This window comes from Peribacillus faecalis (assembly GCF_014712675.1).
Taxonomy (GTDB): domain Bacteria; phylum Bacillota; class Bacilli; order Bacillales; family DSM-1321; genus Bacillus_AD; species Bacillus_AD faecalis.
Genome location: NZ_JACXSI010000001.1, coordinates 188,981 through 205,557 on the forward strand (window position 1 = coordinate 188,981; position 16,577 = coordinate 205,557).

Genomic DNA, 16,577 nt, shown 5'->3' on the forward strand with positions numbered 1-16,577 from the left:
ATCATTACGAATTACAGAAGGGAGTTGCACATTGTGAACTATCCAATAGAAGAGTTTTTTCAATTTCTTAAAGGCGATCCTTTAATTATTGGAGCAACTGTCAGCATTGCGCTTGGTGGTCTGGCAGTCGTATTAGGTCTCACATATTTCAAAAAATGGCGCTGGCTATATGAAAACTGGTTAACGACTGTTGACCACAAAAGAATCGGTATTATGTACATCGCCTTCGCTTTATTAATGCTTGTACGTGGCGGAATCGATGCACTTATGATGAGAGGACAAACAGCGCTTCCGGAAAACGGATTCTTGTCCGCTCAGCACTATAACGAAGTATTTACAACACACGGATTAATCATGATTCTATTCATGGCGATGCCATTCGTAGTCGGATTAATCAATATCGTAGTACCTTTACAAATCGGTGCGCGCGACGTTGCGTTCCCGTATTTGAATGCAGTTAGTTTCTGGCTAATGGTAGCCGGCGGAATTTTATTAAACATTTCGTTCATTATCGGTGGTTCTCCAGATGCTGGTTGGACTTCATACTTCCCACTGGCAGCACAGGCTGAAACGGTCGGATCGGTTTACTACATGATGGCTCTGTTCATCTCGGGTATGGGTACGACAATTACCGGGGTTAACTTCATTGTAACGATCCTGAAAATGAGAGCACCTGGCATGACATTAATGAGAATGCCAATGTTCACATGGTCAATCTTAATTACAATGATTATCGTTCTTTTCGCTTTCCCACCATTAACAATTGCGATTTTGATGGGAGCATTTGACCTATTATTCGGATCAAATTTCTTTACAACACAAAACGGCGGTATGGATATGCTATGGGCCAACCTGTTCTGGATTTGGGGACATCCTGAAGTATATATCGTTATCCTGCCTGCTTTCGGTATTTTTAGTGAAGTTATCACTGCTTTCTCTAAGAAAAACCTATTTGGTTACAAATCAATGGTAGCGTCAATGGTTGCAATTTCGATCCTATCATTTACAGTTTGGGTTCACCATTTCTACACAATGGGTCAAGGAGCACTTTCAAACAGCTTCTTCTCTATTACAACAATGTTAATCGCTGTGCCGACTGGGGTAAAAATCTTCAACTGGCTGGCAACGCTTTATAAAGGTAAGATTGAATTTACTACAGCAATGCTTTACACAATCGGATTTATCCCGATCTTCACTCTTGGTGGGGTTACAGGGGTAATGCTTGCGATGGCAAGTGCCGATTATCAATATCACAACACATTGTTCTTAGTAGCTCACTTCCACTACGTATTAATTCCAGGTACAGTATTCGCTGTTCTTGCTGGTATGTACTACTGGTGGCCATTGCTATTCGGTTTCAAATTAAATGAAAAAATCGGTAAAATCGCTTTCTGGATTATTGCAGTGACATTTAACGTAACATTCTTCCCTCTATTCATCTTAGGTTTGAATGGTGCAACACGTCGTATGAGCACATATTCAGAAGCAACAGGTTATGGTCCTTTACAAATGCTTTCGTTCATCGGGGCATTAGGTCTTGCAGTTGGTTTTGCCATTCTTATTTACGGCATTTACTGGAGTATCCGTTACGAAAAACGCGGCATCGAAGCCGATCCATGGGATGCTCGTGGTCTAGAGTGGAGTACAGCAATGCCTGTACCGCATTATAACTTTGCACGTGTTCCACAAGTTTCATCATTAGAATCTTTCTGGGATTACAAGCAAGGTAAAGAAGAAATTTTCAAAGGTAAAATCGAAGAAATTCACATGCCAAGCAACAGTGGTGTACCATTATTCATGGGTATCGCCTTCACAATCTGGGGCTTCTGCATTATCTTTAGCTGGTGGATTCCTGCGATTATCTTCTCAATTCCGATTTTCTGGACATTGTTCCATCGTTCATTCAATTACGATAAAGGATACCATATCCATGTAAACGAAATTGAAGAAACTGAAAGCAAATTAAACCATCTACGAGGTGAGAAAATATGAAAATAGATAACTCACTACCACTAGAATACAGTACTGAAGAGAATCGCCTGAAAATCTTTGGTTTTTGGGTATTCCTTGGCGCGGAAATCATGATTTTCGCTACACTATTCACAGTGTATTCAATTCTTGAAAGCCGTGTCGGCAATGGTCCTACAGGAGCAGAAATCTTTTCGCTCCCTGGGATTTTAGCTGAAACATTTATTCTTTTAGCAAGTAGTTTCACAATCGGTATCACAGTTCATGCATTCCGTATCGGCATGAAAAAAGCCGGCATTAACATGTTAATCATCACGTTAATTCTTGGTCTTGCTTTCGTTGGTATCGAGGTATATGAGTTTTTCCATTATGCACATGAGGGAGCTACTTTCTCAGCGAGTGCATTCGCATCATCCCTTTTATTAACTCTAGGTACACACGGAGCGCACGTGACGTTCGGTCTATTCTGGGGAATTGCCATCTTAGTTCAATTGTTGAAAAACGGATTGAATGCTCAAACAGCAAACAAAACTTTCATCTTCTCTCTATATTGGCACTTCCTTGATGTAGTTTGGATCTTTATCTTCAGCTTTGTGTACTTGAAAGGACTGATGTAATATGGCAAAACTATTTCCGAAGTCTCATGTAATTGGTTTTATTTCATCAATCGTTCTGACACTGTTAGCTATGACAGTTCTTGTACTAGATGTTAGCTTCGCAAGTAAGATGGTTATTTTATTTGTAACTGCCCTTCTGCAAGCAAGCTTACAATTATTCTTATTCATGCACATCAGTGAATCTGAGGATAAAAAAGAGCTTTATGTCAACATCGCATACGCTGCATTCGTTGGTATCATTACGATTGTAGGATCATTACTAGTAATGGTTTGGGATATGTAATATCGAAAAGCGAAAGCGCCACGTTTAGCTCTGAGTGTACCAGAGCCTGCCGACTAAAATAAGGAGGTTGGCGAAGGAAACGAAGAGCTTGGCGCTGAAGCTAGACAGTTATCTAGTCGCTTTCATCGTTAATAATAGAAAAGCTCGGGCACAGTTAATCTGCGCTCGAGCTTTTTTTATTTATAATAGTCTAGATTTTTGAACATCAGATGACTGTCTAACCTTATACCTGCCATGCTCGAAGGTCTACAGGATGTAGGTCATATTGGCGAAGACATACGGCCATGGCGCCTTTAGCCAATGTTCCCCTCCTTCCCACCCAAGAAACCAAAACTGGTTTCTCGTGCGAGGCTCTCAGGATGAGAGTCACAGCGACTTTCTAAATTAACCTATAATAATTCTCTCTTTCGGATAATGGAATTTCTCTCGCTTCTCCTTGCCTCCAAGCATGAAAATAAACGAGATAATGCCTACTCGTCCTATAAACATCAATAAAATAATGACACATTGGCCTATTCCCGACAGTTCAGGCGTAATGCCCATTGAAAGCCCTGTTGTTCCAAACGCAGAGCATACCTCAAATATAATCTCAATTAAAGAAAATTTCTCTGTGATCGTTAATATTACTGTTGCCGAAGTTGTAATAAAAAATGCAATCAAAGTCACTACCATCGACCTGATAATATCTTCCTCGCATAGTTCACGTTTAAAAAGCTTTATGTAGCGATTTCCGCGAGCAAAATGATACACAAACAAAATATTAAGGGCAAAAGTTGTTGTCCGAATACCTCCTCCTACCGAACTGGGAGAAGCACCAATAAACATCAGACCGCATAAAACAAGCAATGTAGGCGTTGTCAGCTGACTGACATCCATTGTAGATAATCCCCCGCTCCTCGTTGAAACGGACTGAAACAGCGCGTAGAAAAAGCCTTCATGCCAACTCTTCCCTGCTAAAAAATATTTATACTCAAAAATAATAAAAATGATTGTACCGAATGCAACTAAAGCCAAAAACGTGACTGAAGTCAGCTTAGTAAACAACGTAAAATGAAATTTACGGTCCTGCTGCTTATTCATCAGAAAATTTTTCACTTCAACCAATACAGGAAACCCGATTGCTCCAAAAATAATTAAAATTATATTGACGAATTGGATAAAATAATCATGTGCATACGGCATTAATGAAGCACCTGAGATATCAAATCCGCCATTTGTCGTTGCGCTAACTGACATAAATAACCCTTGTAAAAAAGCATCGACAGGACTATCAAAATAATTTAATAAATAAATACCTAAAATTAAAGCTCCCACAGCTTCAATTGTCAAAATTATTATAAGCACTTGTTTCAACAAATTAACCAGACCCGATAAAGTAAACATATTTTGATCGGTCATAATGAGGCGACGTTCTTTAAAGCCGATTTTTTTACCAAAAATAAGCCACAAGAATGTTCCCAGTGTCATAATTCCAATTCCGCCAACCTGCAGGACAAGCATCAAAATAAACCTTCCTGCTGTGCTGAATGTTTCAGAAATATCAACTACTGTCAACCCTGTTACACTTACCGCGCTCGCTGCTGTGAATAAAGCATCCATAAAGGATAATTCCACCCCGGGCTTCAGCGCAATCGGCATACTGATCAATGCGGTCGATACCGTGACTGCCAGCAAATAGTAAATAACAATAATTTGAGCCGGTGTCAGCATGTTAAGTTTGTTTTTATACTTCATATTTTGTTCCTTTCAAATTCCGTATACCATTAAACGATACTTTAATCCCGTAAAACTCCACTTTAATATTGTAATTGCGCATTACTTCCTTTGTCTATGCTATTTTTCCATTCTCCATTTATTATTGGATTTTCCATTAATGAAGCATCATAAAGCAACTTAAATACAACATACTATCAATACAGAGCTTCATGCTCTGTAAATAAGTGATAGAGGTGAATAGTATGACGAGAAATTCCAATAAACTTTTAGTGCCCGGAGTAGAGCAAATGCTCGATCAATATAAATACGAAATTGCCCAAGAATTCGGAGTTACTCTAGGGTCTGATACAGCTGCTCGGGCCAACGGTTCAGTCGGCGGAGAAATTACAAAGCGACTGGTTCAGCAAGCCCAATCTCAGCTAGCAGGTAAACAATCATGATGACCGCATTATTGACAATAGGATTGCTTCGCTGGGTTAAGAAAAACTTCATATAGTAATGGCATCGCAGGCCGCCTCAAAAGTGGGAGGCCTGCTTCTTTTTACTTCTTAAGAACTGTAAGGAGTGACGGTTTTTCTTATTGTCTAACCTTACACCTACCATGCTAGGAGTATAAGCCGTGCCGGCTAGGAAATCAAAAAGCGGATTTCCCATCCAGCCCGTCTTACATCTGCCGCATGTTTCCTTTTTCATTGAAGTTGTAGCAAGAAGCGAAATCAAAAATGAAAAAGGACCGGTGACGGTTTTCCTATAAAAAAAGAGCGGAAAAATCCGCCCGATCAATTAGATCTCCATTGTTTTTTCTTTCCTTACGCTCATTCCTTTTCTTTGCGTAATGATAAAAGCCAGAACAATGACTATTGAAATGGTCCCGAATACAAGTACCATGTTTTTAAAGCCGATTGTATCCAAGAATAAGCCGGAACAAACAAGAATTATTTGGAACAGTACGCGATCAAGCATTCCCCTGAATGAGAAGAAGCGACCGTGCAGATGCTTATCCACCATTGTTTGAAACAAAGTTGCCGATAATGGGAAGAACACCCCTGCCATGAACCCGAACACCGCAAATGAGGCAATTGCAGGTGCTTTCATGTCTGCAAAATAAAGCGATAAATGCGTCAGCGCCATAATAACAGCCGAAGCAAGCATGACCTTAATCGGGTTCCGTCCATCCGTTACACGGCGGACCAAAAATGCCCCGAGCATAAAGCCCAATCCCTCCACTGTATAAAGCCAACTCTTTATTGCCGGATCCCCTTGCATCTCACCAATTTTCAACACCATTAAATTAAAGCTTCCGAGAAATAAAGTCGGAACAAGCATTAATACCAGTCCCATCAGCACAGGCGGGGTACTTTTCAACACCGGCCATATTTCCTTGAAGCCTTCCTTTGATTTCTCCACTCGTTTATGCGGCCGATCTTCATACTTTAAAAAGAATGTCGCGACTAAAATCACTGCATAGGCAATCATCGACAAGAAATATATTTGGAATAAGTTCAAATAAAGCAGCAAGATACCGGCCATAGCTGTTCCTAGAATACGGGCAATTGTTCCGACGTTCATGTGCAAGCCGTTAATACTCATTAATTGATTACCTTTCACAACCAGCGGAAGTGTCGCTTGCACAGCAGGTTGGTAGAAAGCTGCAGCAATTCCGATTAAGATCATGTAGACACTCATCCATGCCACACTACTCAAATAAATAGCAACAAACATAAACAATACAGATATAATCCGCAGCAAGCTGGAGTATATCATTACTTTCTTTTTCGATTTCGTATCAACAATTCTCCCTGCCATTGGTCCAAACAGCAAACCGGCAAACATACCGAGCAATAAAATAATCGACTTATGAAAATCAGATGGAACAAGATTGGACAAAAATTCTAAATTGCCAATCACCCCGAGCCATAATCCCATATTCGAAATAAATTCGCCCGTCATGAGAATCCATACATTTTTGTTATTTAACAATAGAACAATCAGCCTCCGAGGATAAATTTCGTAATACTAAATATATTACCTCTTATCACCAATGACTGTCTATCCTTTGTGAAAAACTTTACTAATAAAATTTAAAAAACCATTTTGTCGGTATTAAGAATGTCCATGGAATCGAAACGGTGGCAATAGTCAACGCCACTCTCACTCTAATTTTTTTATCTTCTATGACTTGCTTGAAAGTATACCTATAATTAAAAAAGAAGATAAACACACTTGAAATAACCATCGCAAACAAAATAACGAGAACTGCAATCGGCTGACTGAAAGGATCATATGATATCGCATAATCTATTTCATGCGGCATTCCTAAACTGTTTCCTGCAATCAGAACAGCAAATAAAAAGACTGCTCCAATAATATCTGCAAAAAATCCAAACAGCCAAACCCCAATAATACTTCGCTTATAAAAGCCTTTTAATCCAAATTGATCTTTCACACCTTTAATCCAATAAAAACAAATTTCTATAAAAAAGAAACTGCCTTAACCGACAGTTTCTTTTTGACACGAATTACATCGCTTCATTTTCTTTTGAATGAGTTTTTTTCTTATCAGCGTTTGAAGTAAACCATGCGATGACAACAATCAGTAATAACACGATCCAGAATGTGATTTTCCATGGTGCTGATTCTGCAAAGCCGTGAGGCAGCAATCCTACTTTATCATGAGACGCTGCAAGGACAGCTAATTTAACACCTACCCAGCCAACGATAATAAAGGCGGCTGTTTCCAAACTCGGTCTCTTTTGTAGCAGAGCAACAAACTTGTGAGCTGCAAAACGCATGATAATAACACCGATAAACCCACCTAGGAACATAACGATGAATTGTCCGCCGTCAATGTCACCTACATTGAACCAGCCTGTTGCAGGCAATGTTTTTGCCAAAACAACCGCTGCCAACATTGAATCGATTGCAAAAGCGATATCCGCCAATTCGACTTTAACAACTGTCATCCAGAAGCCTGAGCCTTTCTTGTCAGCTGCCGGCATATCCGGCAGCTCATTGCCCTTCGATTTGTAATGCTTGTAGATGTGATGAAGTGCGATGAAAATCAAGTATGTTGCACCAATCGCTTGGATTTGCCAAATGTTAACCAAATACGAAATAATGAATAAGCTTCCGATTCGGAATACGAACGCTCCTAATAGTCCGTAAAACAATGCTTTCTTTCTTTCAGCAGGCGGAAGATGTTTTACCATAACCGCTAAAACAACTGCATTATCTGCAGCTAGTAGGCCCTCTAGACCTATCAGTACAAGGAGAACCCAAAAGTACTCGAGAAAAAGTGTTGCTTCCATTTATACTACCTCCATTTTATTCGTGTTCTTCCTTTATACCCATTCGACCATAGTCTTTTAACCTAGCATAATAGCAAAATAAAAAGACCTTTGCCGTTAAATGGCAAAGGTCTTGCTAAGCATAATTAAGTCAAATTGATGCCAACAAAGCCGGAGGAAGAATCCTTCCACGAATTGACGACTTTGTTTTAGGGCGAACCCTAACGCTACTCCCCTTTGAAAAGGAACACTATTCATTTATAAACATATTATATAAAACTCATCCTTCGAATGCAATATAATTTTTCATCATTTACTTTTCTTTAACAAATCCAGAAAACTTTTCAAAAATGCTGGATAATTTTTGGATGAGCCATAATAGGATTGAATTAAGCTTTTAAACGCATCATATTTCCCTTCATACGGATACCATTGCAGCTCGCTTCGCTTCTTGCCCGCATCCTTCATAACCGCTTTTTCATAGCAGAACATCCGCAATCCCTGTACTCCATGATAGCTGCCGATACCGCTTTGTTTAGCTCCACCGAATGGAAGATGGTGGTTTGCTACCGATATTAGCACATCATTTATGATGACTGCACCCGAGACAAGCTCTGAAGCAATCTGTTCTGCCTTGCGCAAATCACTCGACCAAACGCTGGCATTGAGACCATATGGTGACGCATTTGCCTTTTTGATCGCCTCTTTTTCATCACCGAAAGGAATGATTGGCAGAAGCGGTCCGAATGTTTCCTCTTGAATTAATTTCATGTCTTCTGTTACCGATGTGAACACCATCGGTTCAATAAACATCGTGTCCTCTTCCCATTCTTCCGGCCTTTTTCCGGTCGCAAGTACAGCACCTTTTTCAAGGGCATCTTGGACATGCTCCCTAACAATGGTCACTTGCTTTTTAAACGTCATACTGCCAATATCATGCTTCACATCAACACCTTGCTTTAAGAGCGCGACTTCCTTCTGTACAGCCTTTACGAACGGTTCATAAATACGTTCATCTACGTATAGCCGCTCAACACTCATACATACTTGACCGCTATTGGTGAAAGCACCCCAAACCGCTCCTTTTGCAGCTCGTTCGATATTAGCATCATGGCAAACAATCATCGGATCCTTCCCGCCAAGCTCAAGCGTCACCGGAATGAGATGCTTAGCTGCTTCAGAAGCTATAATTTTCCCGGTCGCTACCGAACCTGTAAAGAAAATATAATCCGGTTTCTGTTCAATGATTGCTTCTCCCACTTCTTTGCCGCCATGTGCAAATTGAATGACGCCTTTCGGGAACCCTGCTTTTTCAAACAGCTCCTCCATATAAGTCCCGACAATTGGCGTAATTTCCGAAGGCTTCGCAATTACTGTATTGCCACCGATAATCGCACTTAAAACCGGCACCATCGTCAGCTGAAACGGATAATTCCATGGTGAGATAACCGCCACAACACCTCTTGGCATATAATCAACATACGATTGCTTTCCGAGAAACACAATAGGCGTCTTCGCTTTTTGACGTTCTAAAATAGTCGCAGCATCTTTCTTCAAAAACGATATAAAATCAAGCACTGGCATAATATCTGCGACCAATGCATCTACTTTCACCTTGCCATTACTACCCGAGATGACTTCTGTCGCTTTCTCCAGTTCATTCAGCAATATATCCCGAAGCTTCTCAATATAAGCAAGACGCTCTTTTACAGTTAGCTTTCGCCACATATCAAAATCTTGCCTCGCTTCATTAAACATGATTGAAATCTGTTCCGGCGCTGTCTCTTTCATTTCACCTAAATATTGCTTTGTAGAGGGAGAATAAACCTCCCACCTTTCATCGGCCACCTTAGTTCCCCCTTACCTTACCTTTTCTCTTCATGAACAATCAATCGCAACTCATTTAATGAGCTATTTGAATCAGTTTCAGCTTTCTCTAAAGCAACCTCTTGATGAATAGCCCTTTTAATTTTGTTTTTCTTTCTGGTATCCTTATCAAAAAAACTGTAAATAACCGGAATGATATACAATGTTAAAAATGTGCTGCTGATCAGTCCGCCGATAACTGTGATACCCATCGGCTGATTAAATTCCGTTCCTTCACCGATGCCTAACGCTAATGGGACAAGACCTAAAATCGTCGTCAATGCCGTCATTAAGATCGGACGGGCACGGTCAACTACCGAGCTGACAATCGCTTCATAAGCTGGTTGTCCCTGTCTTTTTCGCTGATTGATATAATCAACAAGAACAATCGCATTATTGACGACAATACCGGCAAGCACAATAAATCCGATTAAGGCCGTTATGCCGATTGGCGTATCCGTTACAGTCAAGGCAATTCCTGTTCCGATGACAAACAACGGAACCGAAAACATAATGACAAACGGATACTTCAGCGATTCAAATTGAGCTGCCATAACTAAGTAGACAAACAAGACAGCCAACAAGAAAGCAAGCGTCATTTGATTGATTGCTGTATTCAGCAGTTCTCTGTCACCGCTGTATTGCAGCTCTGTTTCCGTCGACAATACATCATCCGCTATTTTCTCGACCTTCTCTGTAACGGCACCGAGATTCGTATCTGACTTGAATTGCAGCGTAAATTGAACAGCATCTTGGTTGTTGATTCGCTGAATTTTAGTCTGACTGTTTCCCGTCTCAAAACTTGTCACCTGTTCTAAAGCTACAAATGTGCCGTCATTTTTCCTAAGCATCAGTTTCTTCAGCTCATTAATATCTTTTACGACATTTTCATCATATTGAACAATGACTGATTGAACTTCGCTGCTATCCGTCACAATTTGTGTCGCGAACGATCCCCGCGTAATTTCATTGACTGTCGTCGCAATTTGCGCCGGCATAAAGCCGTGATTCAATGCTTCATCCCGGTTGACGACAATATTCACTTCCTTGACCGTATCACCTACATCCGTCTGCACTTGTGTTACATCATCGAGTTCCGACAATTCATTTTCTAGCGCATCTACACTGTTTAATAAGCGCTGCTTATCACTGTCGCGCAAGTTAAAGGTCAGTGTATTCGGACTGCTTCCTTGTGAAGATTGCAGCGAAAATGTTACTTTTGCTGATTGATTTTGATCTCTGGCAGCTATTTCGATATCTTCTTTTATATCATCCGCAACTTCAAACACAGATCGCTCGCGTTCCGAAAGATTTTTTAAATTGACGGTAATTTCAGCGCTGTTGCCTTGTGCGCTTCCGCTGAAAGAGTTTTGCTGAGTAGAACCGATAAAGCTGACATACACATCAACCTCTTCTACACTTTGCAGTTGCTGTTCAATTGCGCTTACGACTTTTTCTGTTTCCGAAAGTGCTGTTCCGTTTTCAAGTTCTACATCAATCGTAAAATACCCTTCATCTGCACTAGGCAAAAATTCTGTACCGACCTTCGTCATTCCATAACCGCTGACAAGAACTAGGATGAGTGTAATAAATAATACAGTCCATCTATGCATCAGCGACCATTGCACGCTGTTTCGGAAAAAGCGCATCGAGCGAGATTTTTTGCGTTTTTCCTCCACATCAGCAGGAAGTCTCTTCAGCCAGCGACTGGCAAGCATCGGCACCACTGAGAGAGCGACAAAAAGTGAAGCAAACAAACTGAACGAAATCGTCAACGCAAACTCCTTAAATAAATCTCCGATAATTCCACTTATAAAGGCTACTGGTAAAAAGACCACAACTGTCGTTAACGTCGAGGCGATAATCGCTGAACCGACCTCGCCTGCCCCTTCACGCGCCGCTGTTTTCGGGTCTTTTCCCATCGACAAATGGCGATATATATTTTCAATAACGACTATCGAGTTGTCGACCAGCATTCCGACACCGAGCGCAAGCCCCCCAAGTGTCATCACATTCAACGAAAAATTAGAGAAATACATGAGGACAAAGGTGACAATTACCGAATAAGGAATGGCAATTCCGACGATAATCGGACTTTTTATGCTGCGCAAAAAGAAGAACAGCACGACCATGGCCAAAAGCGCTCCGATAATTAGCGAATTGGAAATATTATTGATCGATAAGCGAATGAAGTCGCCTTGATCAAACAAAATATCAGTTTGTACATCTTTATATGTATGATCTTGCAGTATGTCATCAAGCTGTGACTGTATGTTTCCGGAAAGCTCAGCTGTATTCGCATCGGATTGCTGTAAAACACTTAATAAAACAGAAGGAGAAGTATTCGTTCTCGTAATCGTTCCTTCATCTTGCTGAACGGTCTCGACAGACGCGACGTCTGCAATTTTAATTGTTTCATTCGTCAATGGGTTGACTGCGACAGCCAGTTGTTCTATATCTTCTCTCGATTGCAGCGTACTAATGATACGCGTAGTCAATTCCTTGCCTTCTGTTAAAACTTGTTCTCCCGGGAGCGATACATTATTAGCCGCTATTGTGTTGACAATCTCACTTTGACTTAGCTGATTGGCAACTAGCTTTTCTTCATCGAGCACCACTTTAATTTGCTCCACGTATGTACCGGATGTATTAACACTTGCAACACCATCTATTTTTAACAATTGCTGTTCAAGCTTCTGAGCCATGCTTTGCAGGCTATCCGCTCCTTCTTCAGAGCTTAAAGATAACTGCAAAATCGGGAATTGTGACGGGTCGAATTTTAGAAACCGCGGCTTACCGACATCACCGGAAAGCGTCACTGAATCGATTGCACGCATTACGTCATTTTCAACTTCGGATAGTTTTGTCGTCCATGAAAATTCCAATAATACTAGGCTTGCTCCTTCTTGAGAGGTAGACGAAATATTTTTTAAGCCCGGCAAAGTGGAAAGACTTTGTTCGAGCGGCTTCGAAACTTTTTCTGACACCTCTATCGGGCTCGCTCCATCATAGGAAGTGACAACTACCGCTACAGGAGGGTCTATGTCCGGAATGAGCTTTAACGGTATATTCAATAATGATACCGCTCCTAAAACAAGAACGAAAATCATCGACACAAGCGTAAATATCGGTCTTTTGATCGAGAATGCACTTAATTTCATTAACTACTCCTCTTCCATTCAAAATATTCTTATACTATCACTATACTTGACAGCAATGTCCTTTTCAATCGCAAAAGCGGAAAGTGCCCGGTTAGCACCGTATGAACTGAAGGCCGCCGACCAAGATATAGGAAACACGAAGAACGATAGTGATTCGATGTTGACTTATCGTAGGGAGGTTGCCGAAGGGCAATAGGTGCTGGGCGCTGGAGCTGGACGTCGATACAGTTTTTCTAGTTTTTTAACTTCCTAAAGCACAAAAAAACCGCCATACATAATGTATAACGGTTTATCGCTCTTATGCTGCCTGCTGCTTCGTCTCTTTTGCTATGCCGATTTGTGTAATCCCGCTCAAGATGGTAAGCAGAGGACATAACAAGCAAAAGAAAGCAAAAGGCATATATTCGATTGTCGGAACACCTAGAATGCCTGCGATGAACACACCGGCAACTCCCCAAGGAATAAGCGGATTAATCACTGTGCCACAATCTTCCAAAGCACGTGACAAAGTCTTCCGGTCATAACCGTGCTTCACATATTGACCTTCGAATGTTTTTCCTGTTAAAAGAATCGATAAGTATTGTTCTCCGACAAACACATTAATTCCAATCGCTGTGCATGCAGTCGCCATAATAAGGCGGAACACTGAAGTCAATGAGCTTTCAATCGTACGTAGCAATGACGGGATAATTCCAAGCAGAAATAACAAGCCGCCCATCCCTAAAGCGAGCAGAATAAGAGAGATTGAATTCATCATGCTCTCAATTCCTCCTCTTGATAAGACCGAGTTTAATTGTTCTACCGGACTATCAAGAACAAAGCCTGAGAATAGAATATTAGCCATGTCTGTAAAAGTAAGGCTGCTGTCATTAATGAACGCGATCACCACGCTGCTTACAATCCCGGCAGATAATGTCGGAATTGCAGATACTTTTAAAACAGCAAGCCCGACAACTATCACAAAAGGAATCAGCGCCATCAATCCGATGTAGCTATGCTCCTGTAATGCGTCAAGAAACGCTGTTACTTCCGATGTCTTTTCTGCAGCGTCAGGAGATAAAATAAAGAAAATCAGAGCTGTTATAACAAAGCCCGGAACAGTTGTCCATAACATATTTTTAATATGCTCGAATAACGGAACACCTACAGTTCCAGATGCTAAGTTCGTTGTATCCGACAGCGGCGACATTTTATCGCCAAGAAATGCACCTGAAACAATCGCTCCTGCTGTCATCGCTAACGACGCGTCCATCGCTGTTGCCATCCCGATAAAAGCTACACCAATAGAAGCAGCTGTAGTAAATGCACTACCGATGCACGTTCCGATAATCGCGCATACGACAAATACTGAGAAATATAACGGCAAATCCGAGAACAATTCAAATCCGTAAAACATTAACGTCGGAATTGTTCCACTTACCATCCAGCTGCTAATCAGCATTCCGATAAAAAAGAAAATGTACACGGCACCAAGTCCAGAGGCAGCACCCTTTATCATCCCTTTTTCAATCTCTGAAATTGAAATCCCCTTCAGGCGACCAAATACCATCAGTAACATGATTGATAAAATAATCGGCAAATGCGGATTTAAGCCAAGAACAATAATGCTGACGCTAATAAGCGCCACGATAGAAATTAAAATAATTGCGGCTTCCATAACCGGAAGCTTCAGTTTAGAGTCTTGCAGCATCCTTCTTCCTCCTAGTAGTACAAGTTGTGATTAGGAGCCTGTTTTTTTGCGCACAAAAAAAGCCTCTGCTCCACATAGGGACGAAGAAGCTTCGCGGTACCACCCTATTTGACAGAAGGATACTCCTCTGCCCACTCATTCAAAACATCTGCTTTATTGCATGACACTGTAATTCACGGTTGCTGCTGCTCAGACTTTCACCATCCGTCTGATCTCTTCTTGCTGCTCGTAACACCGCTACTTCGGCTGTCTACAGATAACTTTTTTACTTAAACGCTTTTCAGCACTAAAATATTTAGATATACATATACTTTACGTAAAATCGCTTCCGTTGTCAATCAACCAATTTTTTCTTTAAAAGAAGAACCATTATAGGTCCTTCTTCATTTTTACATGCCTCTCAATGTATCACCCTGCTTTTTCTATTTCGGGTTCTACTTCTTCTTCTTCCTTCTGTTTAAATAAGGATGTTTTTTCGATTAAGAAATAAAGTACAATTCCAGTAATTAAACCATATGTTGCACCATGTATCGCCAACACAATGGCCATAATCCCCGCGACACCTCGTTCTACATTTGAAGTCGTTTGTTCAATACCTACACTAATACAAACATAACCTGTGATAATTAGTGTCAATGATAGCGCAATTGGTAAGACAGGCTGAAATAAACTAACAAGCGGCAATATAAATAATGCTAAAAACCCGGCAATCCAAAACGTCCCCATGCCACTATGTATTGAGTCCATTGCTTTACGACCATATTTATAACGTTCAACCACCGTTGCCTGAACCGGTGTCCAGAGAGGACCGGCAAGACCTGGGTATGGTGCGAAAAATGCATGAAGCAGATTGCGTATAGCTGTTACAATATGCACTCGACTCACGTCCGAATCGATTTTTTCATCTTTCCTGATTTCTTCGGCCTTTTGAAGTAATGTTTTCCCGACTATAATATCACCAAAAGCAATAATATAAGCAATGATTGCTGTTGGTACAGCCAGTAGAAAGATATCTAAGTTCGGAAACCCTACTGAAAACGGGATATAATTCAACAATTCACCAAAAGCAGGAATCGTAATTCCCCACTGTATGTTCGGAAACGTATATTCACTCATTGTCCATCCAAGTATCATGGCGATAATCATAGACGGTACAAGACCAAAGTTTGCAATCGTTTTAGCAATTCTATTCCTTTCAATCAATTCCTTGAACGATAAAGAAAACAAAAGATAGAAAGCAACCAAAGTACCTATAATAAGAGAAACAGGCGTATTCATTAAGCGTCCATCTGGTGAAATTTCTCCCATTAAAGCTGCAACTCCAGCTCCAATTAATATTCCGGCTTTTAATGAATTAGGAACAAGGTCAACTAGCTTTTCCCCTAAACGTGTAATCCCAAGAAACAGGAAAATGAAGAATACTATAAGTTGCAGAGCAAATAGTGCTTTAATAGCATCAGGACCGGGTTCGAAACCTCCTAAATACAAAGTAACAACCGGTATAGCCGGTGTGATCCAACCTGGAACCATAGGAACGCCAAGTAATGATGGTAGCATAAAGCCTATACCCCCAATAAACACATAAGCTAAAGCTACTTCATATGGAAGTCCTAAAAACTGCTGCAATAAAGGAATCATACCTAAGCTTACTACAAACATTATAAGTGCTTGAACAAATTCCGCTTTCTCCCAGCGATAATGAATAAACGGAAGCCTAACTTTAAATACTCCTAACGGCCAATATGGCTGTTCCATACCCTCTTTACGATTTTTAATTCCCATTCACATTCCCCCCTATTAAAATTGAACTTGCAATGATTTGTCGAATCCCGAAAGTTACACCAATCCTCCTTTTACTACCAATATTTACATAATAATCCATTTTATTATATATATCCAGCGTATTGAGTGTAAAAATTTGTAAATACATTTAACTAATCAAATAATCAAAAAAGTTACCGTTTCTTTTTCATTTATAAATTTCTAAAC

The 16,577-nt window shown here is 40.6% G+C and carries 12 protein-coding genes; 4 read left to right on the forward strand and 8 right to left on the reverse strand.

What is annotated here, in order from left to right:
• Positions 1-33: 33 nt before the first annotated feature.
• Genes qoxB through qoxD form a run of 3 tightly spaced genes read left to right on the forward strand, consistent with a single transcriptional unit; the run spans position 34 to position 2,868 of the window.
• Positions 34-1,992 carry a cytochrome aa3 quinol oxidase subunit I gene (gene qoxB, locus IEO70_RS00895; RefSeq protein WP_190996470.1) on the forward strand — a complete coding sequence of 653 codons (1,959 nt, stop codon included), beginning with the start codon at positions 34-36 and terminating at the stop codon, positions 1,990-1,992.
• The gene (locus tag IEO70_RS00900; RefSeq protein WP_190996471.1) at positions 1,989-2,585 is read left to right on the forward strand and encodes a cytochrome (ubi)quinol oxidase subunit III; all 597 of its coding nucleotides are present in this window, start codon (positions 1,989-1,991) and stop codon (positions 2,583-2,585) included. Before qoxB ends, IEO70_RS00900 begins: the two co-directional genes overlap by 4 nt.
• Position 2,586: 1 nt before the next feature.
• Entirely contained in the window at positions 2,587-2,868 is a 282-nt protein-coding gene (gene qoxD / locus IEO70_RS00905; RefSeq protein WP_190996472.1) for a cytochrome aa3 quinol oxidase subunit IV, read from the forward strand.
• Between the two features lie 384 nt (positions 2,869-3,252).
• On the opposite strand, the gene IEO70_RS00910 is transcribed toward qoxD, so the two are convergent.
• The gene (locus IEO70_RS00910; RefSeq protein ID WP_190996473.1) at positions 3,253-4,602 is read right to left on the reverse strand and encodes a TrkH family potassium uptake protein; all 1,350 of its coding nucleotides are present in this window, start codon (positions 4,600-4,602) and stop codon (positions 3,253-3,255) included.
• 224 nt (positions 4,603-4,826) lie between these two features.
• Between IEO70_RS00910 and IEO70_RS00915 the strand changes: the two genes are divergently transcribed.
• Positions 4,827-5,024 (forward strand): alpha/beta-type small acid-soluble spore protein, encoded by a 198-nt coding sequence (locus tag IEO70_RS00915; RefSeq protein ID WP_190996474.1) that lies wholly within the window; start codon positions 4,827-4,829, stop codon positions 5,022-5,024.
• A gap of 343 nt (positions 5,025-5,367) precedes the next feature.
• On the opposite strand, the gene IEO70_RS00920 is transcribed toward IEO70_RS00915, so the two are convergent.
• The 7 genes from IEO70_RS00920 to IEO70_RS00950 form a co-directional block, all read right to left on the reverse strand.
• Positions 5,368-6,564: an MFS transporter gene (locus IEO70_RS00920; protein WP_190996475.1), complete on the reverse strand. Its 1,197-nt coding sequence runs from the start codon at positions 6,562-6,564 to the stop codon at positions 5,368-5,370.
• Positions 6,565-6,655: 91 nt separating this feature from the next.
• On the reverse strand, positions 6,656-7,030 hold the full coding sequence (locus IEO70_RS00925) for a hypothetical protein (RefSeq protein WP_190996476.1): 375 nt from the start codon (positions 7,028-7,030) through the stop codon (positions 6,656-6,658).
• A gap of 73 nt (positions 7,031-7,103) precedes the next feature.
• On the reverse strand, positions 7,104-7,892 hold the full coding sequence (locus IEO70_RS00930; RefSeq protein WP_190996477.1) for a TerC family protein: 789 nt from the start codon (positions 7,890-7,892) through the stop codon (positions 7,104-7,106).
• A gap of 288 nt (positions 7,893-8,180) precedes the next feature.
• A complete protein-coding gene (locus IEO70_RS00935; RefSeq protein WP_190996478.1) occupies positions 8,181-9,719 on the reverse strand; it encodes an aldehyde dehydrogenase family protein in 1,539 nt (512 codons plus the stop codon).
• Positions 9,720-9,736: 17 nt separating this feature from the next.
• On the reverse strand, positions 9,737-12,898 hold the full coding sequence (locus IEO70_RS00940) for an efflux RND transporter permease subunit (RefSeq protein WP_190996479.1): 3,162 nt from the start codon (positions 12,896-12,898) through the stop codon (positions 9,737-9,739).
• Between the two features lie 298 nt (positions 12,899-13,196).
• The gene (nhaC, locus tag IEO70_RS00945; RefSeq protein WP_190996480.1) at positions 13,197-14,588 is read right to left on the reverse strand and encodes a Na+/H+ antiporter NhaC; all 1,392 of its coding nucleotides are present in this window, start codon (positions 14,586-14,588) and stop codon (positions 13,197-13,199) included.
• A gap of 408 nt (positions 14,589-14,996) precedes the next feature.
• Positions 14,997-16,370, reverse strand: coding sequence for a SulP family inorganic anion transporter (locus IEO70_RS00950; RefSeq protein WP_190996481.1), 1,374 nt, complete (start codon positions 16,368-16,370; stop codon positions 14,997-14,999).
• Positions 16,371-16,577 lie beyond the last annotated feature (207 nt).